This is a genomic window from Binatus sp. (SeqCode) (genome assembly GCF_050013435.1).
Classification (GTDB): Bacteria; Desulfobacterota; Binatia; order Binatales; family Binataceae; genus Binatus.
This window is the reverse complement of the sequence record NZ_JBEKFG010000064.1, coordinates 1-22,517: the sequence shown is the minus strand read 5'-3', so window position 1 is coordinate 22,517 and position 22,517 is coordinate 1. Positions and strand designations below refer to the sequence as shown.

The window sequence follows — 22,517 nt, the reverse complement described above, 5'->3', positions numbered from 1 at the left end:
TCTCCGCCAGCGCCGCCACCCCGTCCTCGGTGAAGCGCATATGCACGCCCTCGGTCTCCATCAGCGCGACGTATTGCCGGGTCAGCGCGTTCTCGGGCTCGGTCAGAATGCGGATGAAATCTTCGCGGGTGAGCGCCTTCAGCTCGACGCGAATCGGAAAGCGCCCCTGGAACTCGGGAATCAGGTCCGACGGTTTCGACGTGTGAAACGCCCCCGACGCGACAAACAAAATGTGGTCGGTCTTGACCGCTCCATATTTCGTGTTGACCGTCGACCCTTCGACGATCGGCAGCAGGTCGCGCTGCACGCCCTCGCGCGAGACGTCGGGGCCGTGCGACTCGCGCCCCGCGATCTTGTCTATCTCGTCGATGAACACGATGCCCGACTGCTCCGCCCGGCTGATCGCCTCGTGCGCCACCGCCTCCATATCCACCAGCCGCGCCGCTTCTTCCGTCGTCAGCAGCTCCAGCGCCTCGGGGATCTTCACTTTGCGCGTGCGCGTCTTCTTGGGCATGAGCTGATTCATCAGCTCCTTCATGTTGAGGCCCATCTCTTCCATCCCTTGCGGGGTGAAGACCTCGATATTCGGCGCGGCGTTCGCGCTGACTTCGAGCTCGACTTCGCGATCGTCGAGATGGCCGCCATTGAGCAGCTTGCGCAGTTTCTCGCGCGTGTCCTTGTGCGAGTCGTTGTCGATCGCCTCGACATTACCCTCGGGCGTGATACCGGCGGGGCGGCGGACCTTGGTGGGCATCGGGAACAGCAGATCGAGCAATCGCTCCTCGGCGTTCTCGCGCGCCTTGATCGCAACCCGATCGTGCGCTTCGTCGCGCACCATTTTGACCGCAATTTCGGCCAGGTCGCGAATCATCGACTCGACGTCGCGCCCGACGTAGCCGACCTCGGTGTAGCGCGACGCTTCCACCTTGACGAACGGCGCTTGCGCCAGCCGCGCCAGCCGCCGCGCAATTTCCGTCTTGCCGACGCCGGTCGGTCCGATCATCAGGATATTCTTGGGCGCAATTTCGTCGCGCAACTCCGGCGCGACATTCTGCCGCCGCCACCGATTGCGCAGCGCGATCGCAACTGCGCGCTTCGCATCATGCTGCCCGACGATATAGCGGTCGAGCTCCGAGACGATCTCGCGCGGCGTCATCACTTGTGGAACTGCCATCGGCTGGAAACTTCCTGAAAGTATTGTGCCTACAACTCTTCGAAGACAAATTGGTCGTTGGTGTAAACGCAGACTTCCGACGCGATTTTCATCGCGCCTTCCACGATCTGGCGCGCCGTCATCCCGGAACCGTGGCGGACCAGCGCGCGCGCCGCTGATAGCGCGTAGTTGCCGCCCGATCCGATCGCCAATATTCCATCGTCGGGCTCGAGCACGTCGCCGACGCCTGAAATAAGCAGCGAACTCTCTTTGTCCGCCACCACCAGCATCGCCTCGAGCCGGCGCAGGATTCGATCCGTGCGCCAGTCCTTGGCCAACTCGACCGCGGCGCGGCGAAGCACGCCGTTGTATTCCTGCAGCTTCGATTCGAACTTGTCGAACAGGGTCAGCGCGTCCGCGGTCGAGCCCGCGAATCCCGCCAGCACGCGATCCTGATGCAGCCGGCGCACTTTCTTCGCCTTGCTCTTCATGATCGTTTGTCCAACGCTCACCTGTCCGTCACCCGCGATGACGACGTGCCCTTCGTGGCGCACGCTCAGAATCGTGGTGTGGCGAATTTCGGCGCCCGGCTCGATGCCGTTGTCAAACCCGTGGGAAGGCACGTCGATAAACCTCTTTCAAATGATTCACGCTCACATGAGTATAGCGCTGCGTGGTCGCCAGGCTCGCATGGCCGAGCATTTCCTGTATCGATCGCAGATCCGCCCCGTTGCCAAGCATATGCGTTGCGAAACAGTGACGCAGCCCATGCGGCGTGATCCCCGCGCTCAGACCCACCGCCGCCAATCGCCGCTGCAGGATCATCTCGACGCTGCGCGTGGTCAGCCTGCCGCCGCGAAGATTGATTATCACCGCACCGTCGGGCTCCCACGCCACCGGCATCGCACGCCGCCACGCCCTCAACGCATCCAGCGCAGGCTCGCCCAGCGGCACCAGCCGATCCTTGTTGCCCTTGCCCGCCCGCACCATCACCATCCCAAGCTCTTCGTCGATATCGCGCCAGTTGAGCCCGACCAGCTCGCCGACGCGCAGCCCCGACGAATACAGCGTCTCGAACATCGCGCGATCGCGTATCGCCGCAGGTTTCGAGTCATCGGTAGATGCTTCGATCAGCCGGCGAACTTCGTCCGGCTGCAATATCGACGGCAGGCGCCTTTCATTTTTTGGCGAGCGAATCGATCGCGCGGGGCTTGGCTCGCTAATCGTCGTCTCGCGGTAGCGGAAAAATGCCTTGATCGCGCTCAATCTGCGCTGCACGGTGGCGCGTTTTGCGGTTTTCATCAATTCGGCCAAGTAATTGCGGATATGATCCGCCGTGATGCTCGCAACGTCGATTTCCTCGACTCCTCTGCCGGCCATCGCCGCTCGCTCGAGCATGAAACTTCGAAACGCGAGCAGGTCGCGACGATAGCTCGTCACCGTGTTGTCCGCGGCGCGCGACGCCTTCTTCAGCGCCGCCGCAAAAGCCTCCACCGCCGCCTCCATTGTCTCGCGCGCACCCACCTTAAGCGGCTATGCTATCAGCGGCGATTGGGCCGAAAAAGCATGCCTGTCTCAGCGCGTCCCCAAGGGAACCAACGCTTTCGAATTATCGAAATATCGCGGCGTACGACGCCGCGCGAAGAACTCGCCGCTTCGCTATGAACTGCTGGAATTGCGCAAAGAAGATCGAGCTCGTCGCCGGGATGGATCGCGTCGGTTTTCGCGACGAATGTCCCGGATGCGGCCGCGCGCTGCACGCATGCCGCAACTGCTGCTTTTTCGATCCCGCCTACAACAACAGTTGCCGTGAGACGATGGCCGAGCGGGTCGTGGACAAGGAGCGATTTAATTTCTGCGAATACTTCATGCCCGGCGATGCGGCCGTTGGGAGGCCGGTGGAACCCAAAGCCGGCGCGCAGAGCAAGCTGGAGGCTCTCTTCAAGAAAAAGTCATGACGTCCCGCAGATTCCTCCTTCGCAGCCGCGGAGCCTCGCTGCTCTTCATCGCGGCATTCGCTTCGATCGTTGCCATCGGATGCCATCCGGCCAACAGCGCGCGTGGCGTCGCCGATCGCTTCGTCGATCAATACTATGTAGCGATCGATCTGAAGGCGGCCGAGCCATTCTGCACCGGCCTCGCACTCGACAAGCTGCATCGCGAGATACAGATGATCGGCGACCAGAAAATCGACGCCAATACTCACAAGCCCACCGTGCATTACAAACTCACTGCCGAGCGCGACGCCACCGACCATGTCGAGTTCTTGTTTCGCGCGACCATCAACGTGCCCGACGGGGGCTCCTTCAATCGCAACTTGCTCGTCACCGCGCGCAAAACCGCCGACACCTGGAAAGTCTCGAACTTCGATGACTACGAATAGCCGGCGCCGATCATGAGCGTTGCCGCAATCATTCTCGCGGCGGGCAAAGGGACCAGGATGCGCTCGAAGCGGGCCAAGGTCCTGCACGAGCTTGGCGGAGAACCGATGATCGCGCGTGCGATTGCCGCCGTCGCCGCGCTCGAGCCCGAGCCAATCGTGATCGTCGTGGGCCACCAGGCTGGCGAAGTCGAGGCCGCTGCAAGCTTCTCCAAAGCGCGATTCGCGCTCCAGGAGCCCCAGCGCGGCACCGGCGACGCGGCTCGATGCGGCCTCGGCCAGATTCCCGCGGGCTTCGCCGGCGACGTGCTGATCGCTTACGGCGACATGCCGGCAATCACGCCGGCGACGCTGCGCGCCTTTCTGGACGCACATCGAAAGCGCGGCGCAAAGCTCTCGTTCATCAGTATCATGCTTGACGATCCCGGCGCGTACGGCCGGGTGATTCGTGACGGCGGCGGCAGGGTCGAGAAAATCGTCGAGTTCCGCGACGCGACGCCGGCCGAGCGCGCCATCAAGGAAATCAACACCGGCTTTTACCTGGTCGATGCGGCGATCCTTCGGTCAGCGCTGGCGGAACTGAAACCGGGCAACGCGCAGGATGAGTATTACCTGACCGATATCGTTGCGATCGCGCGCGCTCGCAATGCAAAAGTGGAAGCGTGGGTTGCTGCCGACCCGGCGCAATTCGCCGGAATCAACTCGCGCGAGGAGCTGGCAAATATGGAAGCGGAAATTCGTGCGGCGGTTAACCGAAGGCTGATGCAATCCGGCGTGACGATCGTCGATCCCTCCACCGCCTACATTTCTGAACGAGCCGAAATCGCGCCCGATTGCGTAATCGGTCCCAACGTCCAGATTATCGGCGCGTGCAAGCTCGGCGAGGGCGTGCGAATCGACGGCACCGCATGGCTCAGCAACGTGATTGTTGGCCCGCGATGCCATCTGAAGCTGGGCGTGCGCGCCGAAGATTGCGTGATCGGCGAGGAATCCGAAATCGGTCCGTTCGCCAACTTGCGCGCCGGCACCGAACTCGCCGGGCACAACCGGATTGGCAATTTTGTCGAGACCAAAAAGGCGCGGCTCGGACGCGGCACCAAGGCCAGCCATCTCAGCTACCTCGGCGACGCCACCATCGGCGCCGACACCAACGTCGGATGCGGGGTTATCACGGTCAATTACGACGGCTACGACAAGCATCAAACGGTGATCGGCGACCGCTGCATGGTCGGATGCGACACGCAACTGGTCGCGCCGGTCAAGGTCGGCAGCGACGTGTTCGTCGCGTCGGGGACGACAATTGTTCGCGACGTGTCGGACGGCTCGCTGGTTATGTCGCATCATCCGCAGCGCGAAAGGGCCGGCTGGATGGCGGCCTGGCGCAAGCGCCACGGGCAGGGGTGACCCCTGCACCCAATGTTAAGGCCGCGCTCCGTTGTCGCGCGCGCCCACTGCCAACGGCTTAATACTGCGCTGCCGTCGGCACGGGCAGGGATGACCCCTGCACCCAGTGAAAAGCAAAGATGCGGCCTGACGGCCTGTTAAAAGCGGTTAGGGAAGAGGCGCGCGGGATGGATGCAAAAGGCGGCAACCCGCGATACGGTCAGCGCCCGAGCGCCTAATCAACGCAAATGGGTACTAAGAAACAACTCCAGCGGAGCAAACGACGCGCATCGCCTCAAGTTCGCCAATTTGCATACCGCAGCAATCCTTTTGTTGTGAATAGTATTTACATAGCGCGTCTTGTGCCCCGATCTGATGAAAATCTGATCCCTAAGATGCTCTTTAGGATTCATCACGCGTTCGGGGTTCGCAACGCGTTTCATCGGCTGTGAAAGCTTCATCGCCTGCCCTATCGCTTGGTCGTCAGCCAACAGCCAAGCTTCAATTTCCCTGACCGGAATGACGATTATGTGTAACGCAATAGGAGACGAACCAAGTTTCTGTACTAACTCGTCCTTAACTTCGACCGGATCTACAGTATCTGAATCGTGCAGAATGACAAGCAACCGACAACCTCTATCGCGAAGTGTAGAGGCCCAACTCCGGCACTTTGCGCGAACCTTGCTGCATCCATGACCGACGAATTTCTCAATAGGAACCTCACGCCTAACTATCTTCGCGGCAATGCAGCGCACAACATCGACGTCATTTTCTTCTTCTGCTATCACTCCTAGCCGATTCATTCGCTAAATCCGCTGGAACGCCAATACTCACCGAGATTACCTTCGGTTTGCAGATATTTCTTGAGTGCTCGGAACTGTTGGGCAGACATTCTCTCAGAGATTGTACTGATCGTAGTGCCGAAAATATCTTTACGTACAAGGCGCACCTGTTCAGGCTCCAGCTGATCTAGAATATTTTCGGAATGAGTAGAAAAGATTACCTGTTTTTTCCGCGCAAAATCTTTGATGATTTCGACCACGCTGGTCAGCAAGCCGTGGTGCACGCACACTTCCGGCTCTTCGATCAGGAGAAGGCAGCTCGTATCAGTCACAACATAGAACAAAATGGCCAAAGTCCTGAAGGAACCTTCGGACAGTTGCGCGAAGGAAAGCTCCGAGTCTCCGATGTGCACAGTCGGTATGATCAGGAAGCGCTTCCGGCTCTTTGAAATAACCTTCCCGCCGGCACGCACTTCGTACGCCTTTGTAGAATATTTGTTTTCTCTCCATTTTATTTTTTGAATTAGCCCTAGCCCTCTCTCGTCCACCAGCGACATGTAGGATTCGTAAAGCGATTCCTTCCTCTCGCGCATTCGGTAAAGCTGATAGATGAACTGGAGATGATCGCGTGAGCGCGTGGAGAACGATTCTTGTTCATAGAGGTCCCCGTCCTCGTCTATCTCGAACGAAGACGGGCATTGTGCAGGATTCGTAAATTGCGAAGCGCTGTAGTAGGCGGTGCGAGATTGGAAATCGTGAATGGCGTTCAACGCGTCCCATATTTTTTTTGATGCTTTTGGCATCTCAACCGGTCTGCGTACAATTCCCGAGCCGGAGCGACGATGAGAGATATACCATCGTCGATTCATATGATGACCGTAAGACCCGTAGCGAAGGTCTTCAGGTGACGGAAACTCCAACCATTGTCTTTTTCCGCTTATCTCCTCGAAGTTCCATTCGTCATGCGAATAGAGCAGCTGATCTCGATTTTGATCCGTAGGTCGATATACAACGGACCTCCGGAGGTATACTGATTTTTTATCAAATGAAAATGTGGCGAAAATTTGCGACTTTAGAGCGAATAGGTCGTCTTCTCCTGGCCGATAGGGGTTAGCCCTTACTCCGCAAAGAAGCATCAAGCCCTGGAGAACGTTGGTTTTGCCTGAGCCGTTGGATCCGATGAGAGCGGTAACGCGAGTATCAGGTGCGAACGAAGTGCTCTTACAGGAACGGTAGGCCCGCAGCTTGAAATTGGTCAACCGCACGCTTGAGGCGTTCATGCTCGGTGCCATCTTTCCTCCTGCGGCCGGACAAGTGTGCGACGCAACTCTCCCGGAATGACGAAGTACCAGCCAACTACCACAAGCGTTTCTTCTTGGGAATAGACCGCCGCGCAGGCGATCGGATTCCGGGCAGCTATTCAATCCGGGACACGCCGGGGATGCTCTTGAACGCGGCGCTTGTGCTGACTCGCGCACGGGGGAATAATCATCCGAACGAGGTGACGGTCGAAGCGATAGAAAACCAGAAGCGAGAGTAGCGCCAGGACTCATGGCCGCATCGCGCCATGAGTTGACGAGGTGGAAGCAGTATCGAAAGATTCGGCGGATGGCTTCCCGGCTCCACAGTCGATAGAGGCGAGCAGTGAAAAAACCGCGCGGGTGACCGCGCGACAAAGTACGCCTCCAGTGGCAGAGCATCCGGCTCTGACGTGATTTTCTAAACTCTCCTGCACAAATCGTATCGCGATCGTTTCGCCCTGAGCCGGTGGGTTCGGATAACTCTGCAAACTTCCCTGCGAATCCGGGGAAAGGAGCGAACGATCATGTGCGGAATAATCGGATACGTCGGGCCGAGCGAAGCCTACCCGATCCTGCTCGAAGGGCTGGGCCGGCTGGAGTATCGCGGCTACGATTCGGCCGGTATCGCAACTTTAGTTGACAACAAGCTCGAAATTCGCCGCGCCAAGGGCAAGCTCGAAAACCTGCGCCATCTGCTGGCCGACTCCCCGCTGCGAGGCCATATCGGAATCGGGCACACGCGATGGGCGACTCACGGGCGCCCGTCGGAGGAAAACGCGCATCCGCACAAAGCCGGCCCGGTCGCCGTCATCCACAACGGCATCGTCGAGAACTTCATCGAGCTGCGCGCCGAACTGCTCGCTCGCGGCCACAAGCTCCGCTCCGAAACCGACACCGAGCTGATCTCGCATCTGATCGAGGAAAAGCTCAAAGGCGGCCGCGGGCTGACCGAGGCGGTGCGCGAAGCCGTCTTGCGGCTGCGCGGTTCGTTCTCGATCGTCGTGCTGTCGGAAACCGAACCCGACAAGCTGGTCGCCGCCAAGACCGCGACGCCGCTGGTCCTGGGGCTGGGCGACGGCGAGAACTTTATCGCGTCGGATATTCCCGCGATTCTCGAACACACGCGCTCCGCGATCGTGCTGGAAGACGGCGAGCTTGCCGAGGTCACCGCCACCGCCGCGCGGCTGATGAAGTTCGACGGCAGTCCGGTTACTCGCCGGCCCCGGCAAGTGGAATGGGACGCCGTCGCCGCCACCAAGGGCGGCTTTCGCCATTACCTGCGCAAGGAAATCAACGACCAGCCGCAGGCGTGGATCGACACGATGGCGGGGCGGGCGGACGGCGGCTCGACCAGCGTCCGCTTCGAAGGCGAACTGCTGCCTGTGGGCGGGCCCGCGTCGATCGGGCGAATCGTGATGCTGGGTGCGGGCGCGTCGTGGATAACCGCGCAGGTCGCCAAGTTCATGATCGAGGAACTGGCCGGGATTGCGGTCGAGGTCGATTACTCATCCGAGTTCCGCTATCGCCGGCCGCCGATCGACGGGCGCACGATGATCATCGCCGTGTCGCAGTCGGGCGAGACCGCCGACACGCTCGCCGCGATGGAAGAAGGACGCGCGCGCGGTGCGCATCTGCTGGCGATCACCAACACGGTGGATTCGTCGATCGCGCGCAAGGCCGACGCGCAGTTGTACACGCGATGCGGTCCCGAGACGAGCGTGACGACGACCAAATGCTTCCTCACGCAACTCGAGGCTTACTATCTGTTCGCGATTCATCTGGCGGCGCGGATGGGACGGCTGTCCGGCGCGGAGGTCGCCAAGTTGCTGCAGCCGGCGCTGGCGATCCCCGGACAGATCGAGGCTATATTCGAGCGCGAGCCGAATATTCAGCAGATCGCACGCAAGTACGCGCCGGCGCGGGACTTCCTGTTCCTCGGCCGCGGTATCAACTACCCGATCGCGCTCGAGGGCGCGCTCAAGCTGAAGGAAATTTCCTACATTCACGCCGAGGGGTACTCCGCGGGCGAGATGAAGCACGGGCCGATCGCGCTTATCGACGAGAAGATGCCGGTGGTGGTGATAATTCCCAATGACGACCTGTTTGAGAAGTCGATGTCGAATCTCAAGGAAGTCGAATCGCGCAACGGGCGGATTATCGCGCTGACCAATCGCGCCACCGCCGAGCTGAAAAGCGTCGCCGCGGAAATTATCGAGGTGCCGGAGACCAACCGGATGCTGACGCCGGTGCTGATGACGGTGCCGCTGCAATTGCTCGCGTATCATATCGCGGTGGAGCGCGGCACCGACGTCGATCAACCGCGCAATCTGGCGAAGTCGGTGACGGTGGAATAGGCAGGGCGGCGTGTGGGGAAGGGGAAATCACCTTATTAAATGCGGAACCCACCATGGGTTCCGCACCTCCTTGGGCAGGGGTGACCCCTGCACCGCAGGGCTGAGCCCTGCACTCAGTGTTAAGGCCGCGCTCCGTTGTCGCGCGCGGCCCCTGCCAATGGCTGAATACTGCGCTGCCGTCGCCACGGCCGGGGTTTAATCCGGGCGGAGCAGGCGGAGGCCGAATTGCAGACGCTGGGCGCCGGTGACGATCTCCAGCGCCACCGAATCCACCATCAGATGTCTTTAATCGCGCAGCTAGCGCGCAGCTCGCTTGTCGAGTTAACGTTCCAGACAAGGGGTGCATTGGCAAGGGCATGATTACAACACGGAAGCGAGGATGGACCGTCGCGGTCGCGGCGTCGGCGATAATCCTGACAACGGCCGGCGCGCGCCCCGCGTTCTCAGCCGATGCGCTCAAGTTTCCGCCGACCAGTTTTGTGATTCTGAATCCCGATACCGGTATTGCGATCGGGCGCGGCCACTACCATTTGGAGAATACCGGCGACGGCGCGACGCTGCACGGCGAGAATCAGTACTATGATGATCAGTCCGACGTCGAGACCGGCCAGTTGCAGCTGGGAGCCGGCGGCGAGCCGCCCCGGCTGGTCGAATTCGATCATACGTTCTTCAACGCCGACGGATCGATCCAGCGACGCGCTCATCTGGATCTGAAGTCGGGCGCCGCGACTTGTATCGACAACTCCGGCGCAAAAAAGAGCGATCAGGCCGAACTGCTCATCATCCCGGACAACACCTGGGCCGGCGCAAGCATCGCGATTCCGATTCAGGATTTATTGCGCGCGCCCGACCGGGGATTGGCTCGTCCAATCCACATCTTCAACTGCGCGCCCAGCCCGAAGATACTTGCGATCAGCGTGAAGATCGATCCGGCAAATGCGGTGTGGGCGCCCTACGGCGCCGAGGCGATCCGAGTCGAAGTCCGGCCGGATTTCGGATGGTTGAACATCATCGTCGCGCCTTTGGCGCCGAAGATTCACGCATGGTTCGATCCGAACGACGGATTTACGTTCCTCGGCGATGACGCCACGCGCTACTACAAGGGCCCGCGGATCATGCTGGTGAAGACCCGTTGAGACCCGTTGAGACCCGTTGAGACGGGTTCACAGGGGCCGTTTTTCACTGGTTGTCGCTCAGCGAAACCCATTGCGCTTGCACTGTCGGCGCCTCTTCGACGGCGACGTGACGCCCGTTGAGACCCGTTGAGACGGGTTCACAGGGGCCGTTTTTCACTGGCTGTCGCTCAGCGAAACCCATTGCGCTTGCACTGTCGGCGCCTCTTCGACGGCGACGTGACGCCCGTTGCGACCCGTTGAGACGGGTTCACAGGGGCCGTTTTTCACTGGCTGTCGCTCAGCGAAACCCATTGCGCTTGCACTGTCGGCGCCTCTTCGACGGCGACGTGACGCCCCGTTGAGACGGGCCCACCAGTGAAAAGCTAAAAGTGGACGATGCCCTCGCCGTCGGGATGGCGCGCGTTTTTTGCGGCTTTGGGCTTTCGGTACTGAAACGAGGTCTTGCACTGCTGGCAGGTGCCTTCGGGCGGTTGGCCGCTGCGGCGGACTAGTTTTACGTAGCGCACGGTTCCGCCGTCGCACAGATGAGCGGCGACGGGGAAGTCGTACACCGTACGGACCGTGGTTTTCTCGCTCATTCTCCGCTCGCGCTCCTCAAGTCAATTGGTCTGTCCCGGCAGTTGGTACGCATGACGATGTTTTTCGTTTCAACCTTGCAATCGCACGCCCGAGTCAGACTCGGATCAAACAACATAGTGAAATCGCACCGTCGATCAATCTTTTTGACGATCAATTGGTAAAATATTTTCCCCATTCCGGTTAAGCTTCCCCCTTCTGACCGGCGCCCGCGGGCGTGGCGCTTTACGTGGACACGACTTGTGCTAGTTTTTGCGACGAATCGATGGAACGCGCGCTCACCAAACTGCTGGTCGCCAATCGCGGCGAAATCGCGCTGCGGATCATCCGCAGCGCGCGCCTGTTCGGGCTTAAAACCGTGGCTGTCTATTCGGCGGCGGACGCGAAAAGCGCACACGTCGGCGCGGCTGACGAGGCAATTGCGATCGGACCCGCCCAGCCCGCAAAGAGCTACCTCGATATCGCGGCGATAATCGCCGCCGCAAAGCGATCCGGCGCCGACGCGATTCATCCGGGCTACGGATTTCTCTCCGAGCGTCCCGAGTTCGCGCAGGCTGCGGCCGATGCGGGCATCGTGTTTGTCGGGCCGCGGCCGGAGGTGATGGCGGCGCTCGGCGACAAAGTCGCGGCACGGCGAATCGCGGTCGCATCCGGGGTCCCGGTGGTGCCGGGAATCGAAGCCGCGGAAATTTCCGCGACGCGCGAGTTTGCCGCGCTGGTGGGCTACCCGCTGGTGGTCAAGGCGGCGGCAGGCGGAGGCGGGCGCGGGATGCGGGTGGTGGCGCAAGCCGCGCAACTCGAGAGCGCGCTGGGAGCGGCCGCGCGCGAAGCGGCGGCGGCGTTCGGCGACGGGCGGATATTCGTGGAAAAATATCTCGCGCATCCGCGCCATATCGAAATACAGCTGCTCGGCGACAATCACGGCGCGGTGGCCGCGCTGGGCGAGCGTGATTGCTCCATCCAGCGGCGGCATCAGAAGATTATCGAGGAGTCGCCGGCGCCCGGACTCAGCGGCGCGATGCGCGCGAAAATAATCGACGCGGCGCTGAAACTCGCGCGCGCGGCGCATTACACCAACGCGGGCACCGCGGAGTTTCTGGTCGAGGGCGACAACTTCTACTTCCTCGAAGTCAACGCGCGCCTGCAAGTCGAGCATCCCGTGACCGAGATGCGTTTTGGATGCGACCTGGTATGCGAGCAATTGCGGATCGCGTCGGGCGGCAAGCTGGCGGAGCCCGCGGCCCCGCGCGGCGCGGCGATCGAATGCCGAATCAACGCCGAGGATCCCGAGCATGACTTTCGTCCCGCGACCGGAACCGTGCTTCATCTGAGCGTGCCCGGCGGACCGGGCGTGCGCTTCGACTCGCATCTGGCGCGCGGCGCCGAAGTGACGCCATGGTACGACGGCCTGCTCGGCAAGCTGGTCTGCTACGGCGCCAATCGCGAGGAGGCGCGCGGCAGGCTGGTCAACGCGCTCGACGAATTCGCCTTGCTGGGCGTGACGAACAACGCCGCCTACCTGCGCGATATCGTAGCGAGCGGGCAATTTCGCGAGGCGGAACTCTCGACGCACTTCATCGAGTCTTTCTTTTCCGGGTGGGAGATCGGCAAGCCTGAAATCGATGCGGCAATTGTCGCAGCGGCGATCACCGCCGGCGGCGCGATGGGCGATATCCCGTCCGACGGCGCCGCGTCGACGTCGCCGGCCGGCGCCGAGCGTCGCTCGCCGTGGGACAGTCTCAAAAACTTCGAGCTGTGGGGATCGCGGCGATGAAACTCACGCGGGCGGGCGACTTGCGCGAGATCGACGCCGAAGTGATCTCGCGCGACGGCGCCGCGATTCGCGTCCGTATCGGAGACCGGCAACTCACTGCTGAGTTCACGCCCAACGCGGACGGCGGCGGGGTGCTTGCGATCGACGGGCGGCGCTACCGGGTTTTCGGCGCGCGGCGAAGGGATTCGATACTCGTTTCAGTCGGTCCCGCGTCGTTCGAGTTCAAGCCCGCAGAAGCGGCTTCCCGGCGCCGCGGGCACGGGCTCGCAGCGCCCGAAATTATCGCGCCGATGCCCGGCAAGGTGCTGATGGTGATGGTGCGCGATGGCGACCTGGTCGAGGCGGGGCAGCCGCTGGTCGTGATCGAAGCGATGAAAATGGAAACCACGCTGGCCGCCGAGAGCGCGGCGATGGTGAAACATGTTCGCGTCGAGGAGGGCCAGATGGTCGATCACGGCGCGGTGCTGATCGAGCTCAGTCCGTCGCCGGCTCCGTCAGTCCGCGAATCCGCGCCTCGAGCTGAGTGATCCAATCCTCGAAATCGCCGTCGCGCTCGACGACGATCTCAAACTTGCCGCCTTGCAAAACCGAGACGCGCCCCGGATGCTCGGTGCGCAGCGGAATCACAACCGCCTCGCGCGAGATTCCCATCGGTTCGATCACCGCGAAGATTCTTTCAATTTCCTTCAGTGTGACGGCCTTGAGCATGCGCGCGCCTCGTGGGGGTACGTCTTTACTTAAATCGCCGGCGTCGTAAGCTCAAGGCGCCGGCATCGTAGCGGCCGGGGGAGGATCGCGTGTTTGGCACAATCAAGAAGGTAGTCAAGGACAAGGGCTTCGGCTTCATCATCGCGGACGACGGCGGCGACGAAGTTTTCTTTCATCGCTCGGCGCTGTCGCCCAAGGTCTATTTCGACGACCTGCGCGAGGGCAACGAAGTTCAGTTCGACGTCCGCCCGGGCGAGAAGGGTCGTCAGGCATTCAACCTGCGCCTGCGGTAAATCCGCACCCGATCCGCAATCCGCCGCTCATCGCGTGAAAGCGAACCAGCGCTTCATCAGTCCCGCGACCAGTGGCGTGAGCCGGGTGCGCGTGTAGAGTCCGGCGGCGCGGCGGATCGCGTCGGCCTGGGTCGGGTAAGGATGGATCACGTCACCGAGGCGGCCCAGTCCGATCCCCGCGGCGATCGCGGTGGTGAGTTCCGAGATAATCTCGCCCGCGTGGCTCGCGACCACGGTCGCACCGACGATCCGATCGCTCCCCTGGCGGACGTGCAGCTTCACGAAGCCGTCGGTTTCTCCGTCCAGCACCGCGCGATCGACCTCGGCCAGTTCCTGCGTATAGGTCGCGACTTTGATTCCACGCTGTTGCGCCTCGGCTTCGTATAGTCCGACGTGCGCTATTTCAGGATCGGTGTAGGTACACCATGGAATAGTCAGTTGGCTCGCGCGCCGGCGCCCGAAGAATAGTGCATTGCGGAGTATGATTCGCGCGTGCGCGTCGGCGAGGTGAGTAAACTTGTATGGCGATGCGACGTCGCCGGCCGCGTACACTATCGGATTGGTCGTGCGCAGGTAGTCATCGACCTTCACGCCATTTTGGCGGTCGTATTCGATCATCGCCGCTTCGAGATTCAACCCTTCCACCGCGGGGACTCGACCGACGCCGATCAAAATCTCGTCGGCGATAATCTCGCGGCTGACGCCGTCGCGCTCGGTCGCGATTATTTTTTCATTGCCACGCAACTCGACGGCGGAAATTTTGCATCCGGTGACGATTTCCACGCCGTCGCGGACGATCGCGCGCTCGACTCGCTCGGCGGCGTCGCGATCCTCGCGAATCAGGATTTGCGGGGCGACTTCGAGGAGGGTGACATCCGCGCCGAATCGCGCAAACGCCTGCGCCAGTTCGCATCCGATCGGCCCGGCGCCGATCACGGCAATTCGCCGCGGCAACCCGGTCAGCGAAAAAACGGTCTCGTTGGTCAGATAGCCGGCCTGTGCAAGACCCGGTATCGGGATCGCGGCGGCGCGCGCTCCGGTGGCGATCGCGGCCTTTTTGAAACGAAGCTGCATACCGTCCACCTCCACGCAGTCGGGCCCGGCGAAACGACCGTCACCGATAAACAAGTCGACGCCCAAGGAGCGAAATCGACTGGCGGAGTCGGTCGGGCTGAGTTCGGCGCGCAGCTTGCGCATCCGCTCCATCACGGCCTGAAAATTTACCCGCACACCCGGCGGGACCTCGACGCCGAAGCGGCCCGCGTCGCGAACCGCCGCGGCCGCTCGCGCCGAGCGGATCAGCGCCTTGGACGGGACGCATCCGAAGTTCAGGCAATCGCCGCCCATCAGGTCACGCTCGACGAGAGCAACCTTCGCGCCCAACATGGCGGCGCCCGCAGCGATCACGAGACCGGCGGGCCCGGCTCCGATCACCACCAGGTTGTAGCGACGCGCGGGCTGCGGGTTGATCCATCCGGCGGGATGCAGATTTTCAGTCAGGGCGAGGTTGTAAGCGTCTGGCGGCTCATGCTTCAGCACGTGCGATCCCATCGATGTGTCCCCTAAGTCTTTTCGCGCAGCGCCCGAGCGCCGATTCGCGTTGCGTACACTGCGACCGCGACGGTCGCGACGAATCCCACCGCGGTGAGCGCCCATCCAGCCGGCGTGCGCATTGCGCTGCCCCCGGCCGCGCGCGCGAGGTCGCCGCTCAGCGAGCCGATATACACGTAGAGAATTGTGCCGGGAATCATCCCGGCCCACGAGGCAAGAAAGTAGTCGCGCAAAGTCACGCGGGTCAGCCCGTAGGCATAGTTGAGCAGGTTGAATGGAAACACCGGCGACAGGCGCGTCAGGACAACTATCTTCCATCCTTCGATCCCGACCGCTTCGTCGATCGCTTTGAACTTCGCGTTGCCTTCGAGTCTTGCGCTCACCCAGTCGCGCGCAAGGTAACGGCCCACGAGAAAAGCCGCCGTTGCGCCGAGCGTCGCGGCGATCGAAACGTAGATCGACCCGCGCAGCACGCCGAAAATCACGCCGGCGCCGATCGTGAGGATCGATCCCGGAACAAACGCGACGCACGCCACGATGTAGATTGCGATGAACGCGACCGGCGCCAGCGCACCCAAGCCGGCAATCCAGTCAAGCGCGTTGGTCAGCCACGGTCCGGCGCCAATGCGATGCGCGCCGTAGAGGATCGCGATTGCGGCGGCGGCGATCAGTAGAATTTTCGGGCGAAGGAAACCGGCGGCTGGGCTGGTCGCGGTGGTCATCTTGAGGTTCCGGGATTGATAGCTCGCGCGGCGGGCGACCCTTTTGGTCTCCACCGGGAGCATCGCGGACTGCTTATAATGCCACCGGGGATTGTGTAATTCTAATCGGCATGTCGGTCCAGGATCACCAAAAGCACGCGCGCGCAAATCTCAAGGTCGGCGTAATTACCGCCAGCGATTCGCGCAGCCCGGAAACTGACGAGAGCGGCAAGCTCATCCGCACTTTGCTGGAGGCAGCCGGCCACCTGGTGGTGTACTACGAAATTTTGCCGGACGACGGTGAGAGGATTTCCGCCGCGCTGGTCAATAATTTGCCGAATCTCGACGCGATCATCATCAACGGCGGCACCGGTATTACCGCGCGCGACGGCACCACCGAAGTCGTGAAGTCGGTAATCGACAAGGAGCTCGCAGGCTTCGGCGAACTGTTCCGGATGCTTTCGTTCCAGGAAATCGGAGCGGCCGCGATGATGAGCGGCGCTATCGCCGGCGTGCGCCACGGCAAGTTCGTGGCCGCGATTCCCGGTTCCCCCGACGCGTGCCGGCTGGCGATGGAGAAGCTGTTGATCCCCGAGCTCGGGCACATCGCTTATCTGCTGAGTCTATGAACCAGTGAACAAGTTCACGATCAAACTGTTCGCGACGCTTCGCGAGCGGGCGCATACGGCCGAGCTGACGCGCGAGTTTCCCGACGGCACAACAGTCGGCGACATCTGGAGGCATCTGGTTGGCGAATTTCCGGCGCTCGGCGGGCATCACAACTCCGTAGGCTTCGCCGTCAACCAGGAATATGTCGACGCCGGCTTCAAGCCGCGCACGGGCGACGAGATTGCCTTCATTCCACCCGTCAGCGGCGGCGCCGATACGCCCGCATACGTCGGCAAAATCACCATCGGACGCAATCCGATCGACTTAGCCGCCCTCGAGCGCGAAGTTGCCGACCCTGCGGCCGGTGCGATCGTGTCGTTCACCGGCACCACTCGCCGCGACAACGCAGGCCGGGTCGTGATTCGCCTCGAGTACGAAGCCTACGAGCCGATGGCGCTATCCGAGATGCGCAAGCTCGCGGCCGAGGCCGGCGCGCGATGGAAAATCGTTCGCATCGCGATCGCGCATCGCATCGGCGTCGTCGAAATAGGCGAGACATCGGTGGCGATTGCGGTCTCTGCGGCGCATCGCGCGGAGGCGTTCGAGGCTTGCAGGTTCGCGATCGACCGCCTGAAAGAAATCGTGCCGATTTGGAAAAAAGAGCATTTCGAAGGCGGCGAGGTATGGATCGGCTGCCAGACGTCGCACCCACCGGCGCTTGAATAGAAACCCAGCCGCGGCGCAGAACCCTCACCTAACCTCTCCCGTGAAATAACGGGCGAGGGACGGGAGCATTATTGACCCTGCGGACAGTAACCAGTTACGATCGCAAGATGGCGTTGGGCGAAACATCGGTCGAAAAGATCATCCTGGCTGAGCCGCGCGGCTTCTGCGCCGGCGTCGATCGCGCGGTCGAGGCGGTGCGCAGCGCGCTGCGCTCCTACGGCCGCCCGCTCTACGTGCGCCATCAGATCGTCCACAACCGTTTCGTGCTCGAAGCGCTCGAACGTGAAGGCGCGATTTTTGTCGAGAGCCTCGACAAGGTTCCCACCGGCCAGCGCGTGATTTTCAGCGCGCATGGAGTCGCGCCCAGCGAATGGGACCGCGCCAAGGATCGCGCGCTGCGGGTTATCGACGCCACCTGCCCGCTGGTCACCAAGGTCCATCTCGAAGTCAAGAAATACGACGACGAGGGGCGCACCGTGATCCTCATCGGCCACGCCGGCCACGAGGAAGTGAAGGGCACGCTGGGGGTTGCGCCCGGCAAGGTGGTGCTGGTCGGCAGCGTGAGCGAAGCACGCACCGTCAAGGTCGAGAATCCCGAGCGCATCGCGGCGGTCACGCAGACCACGCTCAGTGTCGACGACACCCGCGAGATCATGGAGGCGCTCAAGGAGCGGTTCCCCTCGATGCAGGAACCCAGGACCGACGACATCTGCTACGCGACCCAGAACCGCCAGAACGCGGTCAAGGAACTGGTGCAGGTCAGCGATGCGGTGCTGGTGGTCGGCTCGAAGCAGAGTTCAAACGCGAACCGGTTGGTCGAGGTCGCGCGGATGCGCGGCGCGCGGGCGTTCCTGGTCGATTCGATCGCCGACGTCGAGCCCGCGATGCTCGACGGCGTGCGCGCGCTGGGGCTGACCGCGAGCGCTTCGTCTCCGGAGTGGCTGGTCGAGGAAATCATCGGTGCGTTCGCCCGCTCGGGCGCCGAAGTCGAGCTGCTCAGCGTCGCCAAGGAGCGGGTGCATTTCCCGCTCCCGCTGCCCGCCGACTGAGCCGCGCCCGTTGAGACGGGTACACAGGGGCCGTTTTTCACTGGTTGTCGCTCAGCGAAACCCATTGCGCTTGCACTGTCGGCGCCTCTTCGACGGCGACGTGACGCCCGTTGAGACGGGCGGCGATCCCCGACAAGCGGATTCGCACGCGCGTCGGTTAAATTTCGCCTTGACAATTCCGCGCGATTGCTTGCAGACTCATCCCGATTTCGCCTAACCCTGAGAGGAATATTCCGATGCGAACAGTTATGGTGCGCGCTCTGGTACTGCCCATCCTGCTGGCCATCGGGCTGGTCAGCGGATGCCAGTCCGACGCGAAGAAACATCTATACAAAGCTGAAGATCTGTTCGAGAAGCGCGATCTCGAGGGCGCCAAAAAAGAGCTCCAGCTGTCGATAAAGGCCGACCCCAATGACGCCGACGCGCACAAGTCTCTCGCGCATATAGATGAAGCGCTCGGCGATGACGAAGGCGCCGGCCGCGAGTACAACGCCGCCTCGGCGTTCGATCCCACCGATGAGAAACTCCTCGCCAAGGCTCGGCTCTACAAGCAGCTCGCGGACTTGGCGAATTCCTCGGGCAAGGCGCTCGACGACGTCAAGGCCGGCAAGGTCACCGAAGGCATCGGCACTCTCAAGGAAATCATGGTCACCACCAGGATCCCGGCGGCCCGCGAAAAAGCGGTAAACGCGCTCATGGACGCGATCCCGATCATCGAAAAGATCGGCGACCAGCAGATGCAGGACAAGAAGTACGCCGACGCCGTCCAGACCTACGATCAGGGCATCCGGGCCGCGATGCTGATGGCCAGAGCGCACAAGATGGAGACGCTCGGCCCCGACGCGGACCCGATGATGCACAAGATCAACCAGGCCGCCAAGGCCGGCGGCACCCCCGACGCGACCTTCAAGCTGTTCAATGACGTGATCGGCGATTATCCCGACGACAAGACCGCCAACCTCGAATTGGCGCAGGTCTATCTGAGCAAGACTCCGCCCGACTATGACACGGCCGCCGATTTGGAAGAGCGCGGCGGCGCGCCCGACGACGAGGTTCGCAAACTCCGCGACCAGGCCAAGAAGCATCGCAAGTGAGATGAGCTAGAGTCGCAATCGAGGCCCGATGCGCCGGCGCGGCTATATCGCGGTCGAAGGCCCCATCGGGGTTGGCAAAACGAGCCTCGCGCAGGCGCTCGCCCGCGAGCTGGGTGCGCGCCTGATACTGGAGGATGCGGACAACAACCCGTTCCTCCCGCGCTTTTACCAGGATCCCGACAAGTACGCGTTTCCCGCGCAGCTTTATTTCCTGCTCACCCGCCACAACCAGCAGCGCGAGCTCAAGCAGCAGGATCTCTTCACGCAGGCCACCGTCGCCGATTATCTGTTCGCCAAGGATAAAATCTTCGCCGCGTTGAATCTCGTCCCCGACGAACTCAAGCTCTACGACAACGTGTACAAGCTGCTCGACGCCGAGATCGCGCGCCCCGACCTGGTCGTTTACGTGCGCGCCGCAATCGAGGTGCTGGCCGAGCGCCTGCGCAAGCGCAATCGTAACTTCGAACGCCACATCAGCTTCGACTACCTCGAGCGCGTGTCATCGGCCTACCGCGATTTCTTTTTTTACTACGACGAAGCGCCGCTGCTGGTCGTCGATACTTCGGACCTCGACTTCGTCGCCAATCCCGAAGACCTGGGCGAGCTGATTCGCGAGATCGATCGCGCCGGCGCCGGCACTCAATACTTCGTCCCGCGCAAAAACTGACTGCTTTGGTTCGCCGCCGGCTTACGCGTCGCGATCGCTGAACGCGATCTCGATATTGTCCGCCAGCTTGAAGTCCTTGTCGGTCACGCCGCCGGCATCGTGCGTCGAGCATGAGAACGTGACCCGCGTGTAGTTGATCGTGATGTCGGGATGATGGTCGGCGGCCTCGGCGATCTCGGCGACCTTCTGCACGAACTCGATGCCGTGCAGGTATTCCTTGAACTTGAACGTTTTGCCAATGGCGTTGTTCTTGTACTCCCATCCGGGGAGCGCTTTGAGCTTCTCCGCAATTTGCTCCGGGTTGAGCTTCGCCATTGTGGGATCCTCCGCATGCCGCCGGTCGCGACCGCCGGCTTATTCCGCTCCCCATCCTAGTCCCGCGCATCCCAATGGCAAATGCGGCTCCGTTATACCGTCGCGCGCGCCTGTGGTAATAGATGGCGCAAGCGCCTGGAATTCACCGAGGGAACCAACGATGGCTAACAAATACGTTACCGACGAAGCTCGCAAGCAAATCGGCGCGGTCTCCGAACCGCGGACTTACGAAGTCGAGCGCGGCGCGATTCGCCGCTTCGCCGAGGCGATCGAGGATCCTAATCCGCTCTTCAACAGCGAACGCGACGCGCGCAAGACCCGCTTCGGCGCCATGATCGCGCCGCCTACTTTCTGCCGCTCGATGGGCGCGCCGATCCCCAACATCAAGCTCGACATGCCGACCTTCCGCGGCCTCGACGGCGGCTCGGATTGGGAGTACTTGGCGCCGATTCGCGCCGGCGACCGCATCACCGTGCAGTCCAAGCTCGTCGATTTGCGCGAGGCCGCGGGCCGGCTGGGCCCGATGGTCTTCGCAGTCGTAGAGACCACTTACACCAACCAGTTCGGCGAGGTCTGCGTCATTCAACGCTCGACCTCAATCCGCTACTAGAGTTACTGAAGGGGATACCCGCGATGGCGAAGCAAATTTATTTCGAAGATGTGGAAGTCGGCACTGAAGTCGGTCCGCTCGAAAAAAATCCGACCACCCAGCAGCTCGTCAGGTACGCCGGCGCGTCGGGCGACTTCTATCAAATCCACTATGACAAGGATTTCGCGCTCGGCAACGGGCTGCCCGGCGTGATCCTGCACGGCGCGTTGAAGAACGCGTTTCTCGGACACCTGATGACCGACTTCGCCGGCGAGCATGGATGGCTGCGCAAGCTCAGCGTGCAGTACCGCGGGATGGATCAGCCCGGCGCCAAGGTCGTCGCGCGCGGCAAGGTCTCCAAAAAATACACCGAAGGCGGCCATCACATGGTCGATTGCGAAATCTGGCTCGAAAACGCCAAGGGCGAAAAGACCACCCCCGGCTCCGCCACCGTCATTCTGCCCTCGCGCGCCGCGAGCTGACGAGGTAAACGCGATGCCGGTCCGGCGCGAGTTCCCGCCGCGATCGCTGGACGCCGCCGCGCTGGGCGACGGCCGCGTCGATCCGCATTACACCAAGGTGCTGCTGCGGCTGCTGGCCGCGCACGCGATGGCCGAGAAACTCACCGCGCTCGGCTACCAGCGCGCGCTCGCGACGCTCGACAATCCCGCGCTGCGGCCCACCGTCGAGAAAAATTTCGCCGAAGAAAAAAAGCACGCGCGGCTCATCTACGACGCGCTCGAAGAACTCGGAGTCAGCCAGCAAGCCGCGGACCGATCGATGATTTCCGTGCTCAAGGCGCCGTCTTTCGATGCGCCCAGCTACTTCGCCGCCAAGGCCGCCGGCGAGCTCGACCTGCTGATGGCGTCGCTCAGCCTCGATACGACCGGCCTCATCATGATCGGCGAAAACTACCGGGAGTCCAGCTACGCGCCGCATGCGCGCGCCGCCGAAATAATTCTCGACGAGGAATCCGATCATGAAATCTTCGCCTCGCAGCAACTCGGCGACGCCGTCGAGCGCTTCGGCGTCAAGTCGGTCAACACCGCGCTGCGCCGATGGATTCCGCGCGCGGTGAACTTCTTCGGCCCGCCCGGCACCGGCTTCACCTACGACTGCATTCGCTACGGTCTGAAGTCGCGCGATAACGAAGAGCTAGCCGAGCTATACGTCACGATGCTATCGCGCCGATGCGAGCAGCTAGGTCTCGAAATGCCCTCCCTAACACCCACCTACCCCCACCGGCTCGCCTAGGGAACCTCTGCACAAGTCGATCGATATAGGTAGATCGATATAGGTAGAATGAAGTTGATCGATGGATGGGTGCGGAGGTGGAGTGATGAGTGAGCAGCGGACGTTCGCTTCGATGGCTTGGA

At 61.9% G+C, this 22,517-nt stretch carries 26 protein-coding genes; 16 read left to right on the top strand and 10 right to left on the bottom strand.

Annotated features, from left to right (window positions below):
* The 3 genes from hslU to ABSB13_RS12825 form a co-directional block, all read right to left on the bottom strand.
* Positions 1 to 1,174, bottom strand: a 1,174-nt coding sequence (hslU, locus tag ABSB13_RS12835) for an ATP-dependent protease ATPase subunit HslU (protein ID WP_428109079.1), incomplete at its 3' end; no start/stop codon positions are given.
* Between the two features lie 29 nt (positions 1,175 to 1,203).
* Positions 1,204 to 1,749 carry an ATP-dependent protease subunit HslV gene (gene hslV / locus ABSB13_RS12830; protein ID WP_428109084.1) on the bottom strand — a complete coding sequence of 182 codons (546 nt, stop codon included), beginning with the start codon at positions 1,747 to 1,749 and terminating at the stop codon, positions 1,204 to 1,206.
* 7 nt (positions 1,750 to 1,756) lie between these two features.
* Positions 1,757 to 2,647 (bottom strand): tyrosine-type recombinase/integrase, encoded by an 891-nt coding sequence (locus ABSB13_RS12825; RefSeq protein ID WP_428109078.1) that lies wholly within the window; start codon positions 2,645 to 2,647, stop codon positions 1,757 to 1,759.
* A gap of 167 nt (positions 2,648 to 2,814) precedes the next feature.
* On the opposite strand from ABSB13_RS12825, the gene ABSB13_RS12820 reads away from it, so the two are divergent.
* The 3 genes from ABSB13_RS12820 to glmU are packed head-to-tail and all read left to right on the top strand — an operon-like array spanning position 2,815 to position 4,937.
* Positions 2,815 to 3,111, top strand: coding sequence for a hypothetical protein (locus ABSB13_RS12820; protein ID WP_428109075.1), 297 nt, complete (start codon positions 2,815 to 2,817; stop codon positions 3,109 to 3,111).
* Positions 3,108 to 3,536: a hypothetical protein gene (locus ABSB13_RS12815; RefSeq protein ID WP_428109073.1), complete on the top strand. Its 429-nt coding sequence runs from the start codon at positions 3,108 to 3,110 to the stop codon at positions 3,534 to 3,536. The genes ABSB13_RS12820 and ABSB13_RS12815 overlap by 4 nt, the downstream gene beginning before the upstream one ends.
* 12 nt (positions 3,537 to 3,548) lie before the next feature.
* On the top strand, positions 3,549 to 4,937 hold the full coding sequence (glmU, locus tag ABSB13_RS12810; protein ID WP_428109070.1) for a bifunctional UDP-N-acetylglucosamine diphosphorylase/glucosamine-1-phosphate N-acetyltransferase GlmU: 1,389 nt from the start codon (positions 3,549 to 3,551) through the stop codon (positions 4,935 to 4,937).
* A 218-nt stretch (positions 4,938 to 5,155) separates the two neighbouring features.
* Here glmU and ABSB13_RS12805 read toward each other — a convergent pair whose 3' ends face one another.
* On the bottom strand, positions 5,156 to 5,719 hold the full coding sequence (locus tag ABSB13_RS12805) for a DUF4276 family protein (RefSeq protein WP_428109068.1): 564 nt from the start codon (positions 5,717 to 5,719) through the stop codon (positions 5,156 to 5,158).
* On the bottom strand, positions 5,716 to 6,990 hold the full coding sequence (locus tag ABSB13_RS12800) for an AAA family ATPase (RefSeq protein WP_428109066.1): 1,275 nt from the start codon (positions 6,988 to 6,990) through the stop codon (positions 5,716 to 5,718). The genes ABSB13_RS12805 and ABSB13_RS12800 overlap by 4 nt, the downstream gene beginning before the upstream one ends.
* A gap of 533 nt (positions 6,991 to 7,523) precedes the next feature.
* Between ABSB13_RS12800 and glmS the strand changes: the two genes are divergently transcribed.
* Positions 7,524 to 9,353: a glutamine--fructose-6-phosphate transaminase (isomerizing) gene (glmS, locus tag ABSB13_RS12795; RefSeq protein WP_428109063.1), complete on the top strand. Its 1,830-nt coding sequence runs from the start codon at positions 7,524 to 7,526 to the stop codon at positions 9,351 to 9,353.
* Between the two features lie 356 nt (positions 9,354 to 9,709).
* Positions 9,710 to 10,489: a hypothetical protein gene (locus tag ABSB13_RS12790; protein WP_428109060.1), complete on the top strand. Its 780-nt coding sequence runs from the start codon at positions 9,710 to 9,712 to the stop codon at positions 10,487 to 10,489.
* Positions 10,490 to 10,851: 362 nt separating this feature from the next.
* Here the strand turns inward: ABSB13_RS12790 and ABSB13_RS12785 are convergent, their stop codons facing one another.
* Positions 10,852 to 11,067: a hypothetical protein gene (locus ABSB13_RS12785; protein ID WP_428109057.1), complete on the bottom strand. Its 216-nt coding sequence runs from the start codon at positions 11,065 to 11,067 to the stop codon at positions 10,852 to 10,854.
* Positions 11,068 to 11,330: 263 nt separating this feature from the next.
* Between ABSB13_RS12785 and ABSB13_RS12780 the strand changes: the two genes are divergently transcribed.
* Complete coding sequence (locus ABSB13_RS12780) at positions 11,331 to 12,839, top strand: acetyl-CoA carboxylase biotin carboxylase subunit (RefSeq protein WP_428109055.1); 1,509 nt, start codon at positions 11,331 to 11,333, stop codon at positions 12,837 to 12,839.
* Positions 12,836 to 13,366, top strand: a complete 531-nt coding sequence (locus ABSB13_RS12775; protein WP_428109053.1) for an acyl-CoA carboxylase biotin carboxyl carrier protein subunit — start codon at positions 12,836 to 12,838, stop codon at positions 13,364 to 13,366. Before ABSB13_RS12780 ends, ABSB13_RS12775 begins: the two co-directional genes overlap by 4 nt.
* Here the strand turns inward: ABSB13_RS12775 and ABSB13_RS12770 are convergent.
* Complete coding sequence (locus tag ABSB13_RS12770) at positions 13,314 to 13,547, bottom strand: hypothetical protein (protein WP_428109050.1); 234 nt, start codon at positions 13,545 to 13,547, stop codon at positions 13,314 to 13,316. The two genes, ABSB13_RS12775 and ABSB13_RS12770, sit on opposite strands and share 53 nt — an antisense overlap.
* Before the next feature lie 89 nt (positions 13,548 to 13,636).
* Here ABSB13_RS12770 and ABSB13_RS12765 point away from each other — a divergent pair, with 89 nt between their 5' ends.
* Complete coding sequence (locus tag ABSB13_RS12765) at positions 13,637 to 13,840, top strand: cold-shock protein (RefSeq protein WP_331584212.1); 204 nt, start codon at positions 13,637 to 13,639, stop codon at positions 13,838 to 13,840.
* A 27-nt stretch (positions 13,841 to 13,867) separates the two neighbouring features.
* On the opposite strand, the gene ABSB13_RS12760 is transcribed toward ABSB13_RS12765, so the two are convergent.
* Together ABSB13_RS12760 and ABSB13_RS12755 are read right to left on the bottom strand one after the other, a co-directional pair.
* The gene (locus ABSB13_RS12760) at positions 13,868 to 15,391 is read right to left on the bottom strand and encodes a mercuric reductase (protein ID WP_428109048.1); all 1,524 of its coding nucleotides are present in this window, start codon (positions 15,389 to 15,391) and stop codon (positions 13,868 to 13,870) included.
* Positions 15,392 to 15,402: 11 nt separating this feature from the next.
* Positions 15,403 to 16,113, bottom strand: coding sequence for a TVP38/TMEM64 family protein (locus tag ABSB13_RS12755; RefSeq protein WP_428109045.1), 711 nt, complete (start codon positions 16,111 to 16,113; stop codon positions 15,403 to 15,405).
* 110 nt (positions 16,114 to 16,223) lie between these two features.
* Here ABSB13_RS12755 and ABSB13_RS12750 point away from each other — a divergent pair, with 110 nt between their 5' ends.
* The 5 genes from ABSB13_RS12750 (at position 16,224) to ABSB13_RS12730 (ending at position 20,237) form a co-directional block, all read left to right on the top strand.
* Entirely contained in the window at positions 16,224 to 16,721 is a 498-nt protein-coding gene (locus ABSB13_RS12750; RefSeq protein ID WP_428109043.1) for a MogA/MoaB family molybdenum cofactor biosynthesis protein, read from the top strand.
* Positions 16,722 to 16,725: 4 nt separating this feature from the next.
* Positions 16,726 to 17,427 (top strand): molybdenum cofactor biosynthesis protein MoaE, encoded by a 702-nt coding sequence (locus ABSB13_RS12745; protein ID WP_428109040.1) that lies wholly within the window; start codon positions 16,726 to 16,728, stop codon positions 17,425 to 17,427.
* Between the two features lie 107 nt (positions 17,428 to 17,534).
* The gene (ispH, locus tag ABSB13_RS12740) at positions 17,535 to 18,476 is read left to right on the top strand and encodes a 4-hydroxy-3-methylbut-2-enyl diphosphate reductase (protein ID WP_428109082.1); all 942 of its coding nucleotides are present in this window, start codon (positions 17,535 to 17,537) and stop codon (positions 18,474 to 18,476) included.
* 236 nt (positions 18,477 to 18,712) lie between these two features.
* Positions 18,713 to 19,570, top strand: coding sequence for a tetratricopeptide repeat protein (locus ABSB13_RS12735; protein WP_428109038.1), 858 nt, complete (start codon positions 18,713 to 18,715; stop codon positions 19,568 to 19,570).
* Positions 19,571 to 19,598: 28 nt separating this feature from the next.
* Positions 19,599 to 20,237, top strand: a complete 639-nt coding sequence (locus tag ABSB13_RS12730; RefSeq protein WP_428109035.1) for a deoxynucleoside kinase — start codon at positions 19,599 to 19,601, stop codon at positions 20,235 to 20,237.
* Positions 20,238 to 20,258: 21 nt separating this feature from the next.
* Here the strand turns inward: ABSB13_RS12730 and ABSB13_RS12725 are convergent, their stop codons facing one another.
* Positions 20,259 to 20,552 carry a 4a-hydroxytetrahydrobiopterin dehydratase gene (locus ABSB13_RS12725; RefSeq protein ID WP_428109033.1) on the bottom strand — a complete coding sequence of 98 codons (294 nt, stop codon included), beginning with the start codon at positions 20,550 to 20,552 and terminating at the stop codon, positions 20,259 to 20,261.
* A 160-nt stretch (positions 20,553 to 20,712) separates the two neighbouring features.
* Here ABSB13_RS12725 and ABSB13_RS12720 point away from each other — a divergent pair, with 160 nt between their 5' ends.
* From ABSB13_RS12720 to ABSB13_RS12710, 3 genes are read left to right on the top strand one after another with little or no spacing between them, the layout of a single operon-like run.
* The gene (locus tag ABSB13_RS12720; protein ID WP_428109031.1) at positions 20,713 to 21,162 is read left to right on the top strand and encodes a MaoC family dehydratase N-terminal domain-containing protein; all 450 of its coding nucleotides are present in this window, start codon (positions 20,713 to 20,715) and stop codon (positions 21,160 to 21,162) included.
* 23 nt (positions 21,163 to 21,185) lie between these two features.
* Positions 21,186 to 21,623 (top strand): MaoC/PaaZ C-terminal domain-containing protein, encoded by a 438-nt coding sequence (locus ABSB13_RS12715; protein WP_428109028.1) that lies wholly within the window; start codon positions 21,186 to 21,188, stop codon positions 21,621 to 21,623.
* Between the two features lie 13 nt (positions 21,624 to 21,636).
* Positions 21,637 to 22,395 carry a Phenylacetic acid catabolic protein gene (locus ABSB13_RS12710; RefSeq protein WP_428109026.1) on the top strand — a complete coding sequence of 253 codons (759 nt, stop codon included), beginning with the start codon at positions 21,637 to 21,639 and terminating at the stop codon, positions 22,393 to 22,395.
* Positions 22,396 to 22,517 lie beyond the last annotated feature (122 nt).

Coding starts and splice junctions, on each gene's coding strand:
- ABSB13_RS12820 (WP_428109075.1), top strand. CDS start 2,815: ATGAACTGCTGGAATTGCGCAAAGAAGATCGAGCTCGTCGCCGGGATG.
- ABSB13_RS12815 (WP_428109073.1), top strand. CDS start 3,108: ATGACGTCCCGCAGATTCCTCCTTCGCAGCCGCGGAGCCTCGCTGCTC.
- glmU (WP_428109070.1), top strand. CDS start 3,549: ATGAGCGTTGCCGCAATCATTCTCGCGGCGGGCAAAGGGACCAGGATG.
- ABSB13_RS12805 (WP_428109068.1), bottom strand. CDS start 5,719: ATGAATCGGCTAGGAGTGATAGCAGAAGAAGAAAATGACGTCGATGTT.
- ABSB13_RS12800 (WP_428109066.1), bottom strand. CDS start 6,990: ATGGCACCGAGCATGAACGCCTCAAGCGTGCGGTTGACCAATTTCAAG.
- glmS (WP_428109063.1), top strand. CDS start 7,524: ATGTGCGGAATAATCGGATACGTCGGGCCGAGCGAAGCCTACCCGATC.
- ABSB13_RS12790 (WP_428109060.1), top strand. CDS start 9,710: ATGATTACAACACGGAAGCGAGGATGGACCGTCGCGGTCGCGGCGTCG.
- ABSB13_RS12785 (WP_428109057.1), bottom strand. CDS start 11,067: ATGAGCGAGAAAACCACGGTCCGTACGGTGTACGACTTCCCCGTCGCC.
- ABSB13_RS12780 (WP_428109055.1), top strand. CDS start 11,331: ATGGAACGCGCGCTCACCAAACTGCTGGTCGCCAATCGCGGCGAAATC.
- ABSB13_RS12775 (WP_428109053.1), top strand. CDS start 12,836: ATGAAACTCACGCGGGCGGGCGACTTGCGCGAGATCGACGCCGAAGTG.
- ABSB13_RS12770 (WP_428109050.1), bottom strand. CDS start 13,547: ATGCTCAAGGCCGTCACACTGAAGGAAATTGAAAGAATCTTCGCGGTG.
- ABSB13_RS12760 (WP_428109048.1), bottom strand. CDS start 15,391: ATGGGATCGCACGTGCTGAAGCATGAGCCGCCAGACGCTTACAACCTC.
- ABSB13_RS12755 (WP_428109045.1), bottom strand. CDS start 16,113: ATGACCACCGCGACCAGCCCAGCCGCCGGTTTCCTTCGCCCGAAAATT.
- ABSB13_RS12750 (WP_428109043.1), top strand. CDS start 16,224: ATGTCGGTCCAGGATCACCAAAAGCACGCGCGCGCAAATCTCAAGGTC.
- ispH (WP_428109082.1), top strand. CDS start 17,535: ATGGCGTTGGGCGAAACATCGGTCGAAAAGATCATCCTGGCTGAGCCG.
- ABSB13_RS12735 (WP_428109038.1), top strand. CDS start 18,713: ATGCGAACAGTTATGGTGCGCGCTCTGGTACTGCCCATCCTGCTGGCC.
- ABSB13_RS12730 (WP_428109035.1), top strand. CDS start 19,599: ATGCGCCGGCGCGGCTATATCGCGGTCGAAGGCCCCATCGGGGTTGGC.
- ABSB13_RS12725 (WP_428109033.1), bottom strand. CDS start 20,552: ATGGCGAAGCTCAACCCGGAGCAAATTGCGGAGAAGCTCAAAGCGCTC.
- ABSB13_RS12720 (WP_428109031.1), top strand. CDS start 20,713: ATGGCTAACAAATACGTTACCGACGAAGCTCGCAAGCAAATCGGCGCG.
- ABSB13_RS12715 (WP_428109028.1), top strand. CDS start 21,186: ATGGCGAAGCAAATTTATTTCGAAGATGTGGAAGTCGGCACTGAAGTC.
- ABSB13_RS12710 (WP_428109026.1), top strand. CDS start 21,637: ATGCCGGTCCGGCGCGAGTTCCCGCCGCGATCGCTGGACGCCGCCGCG.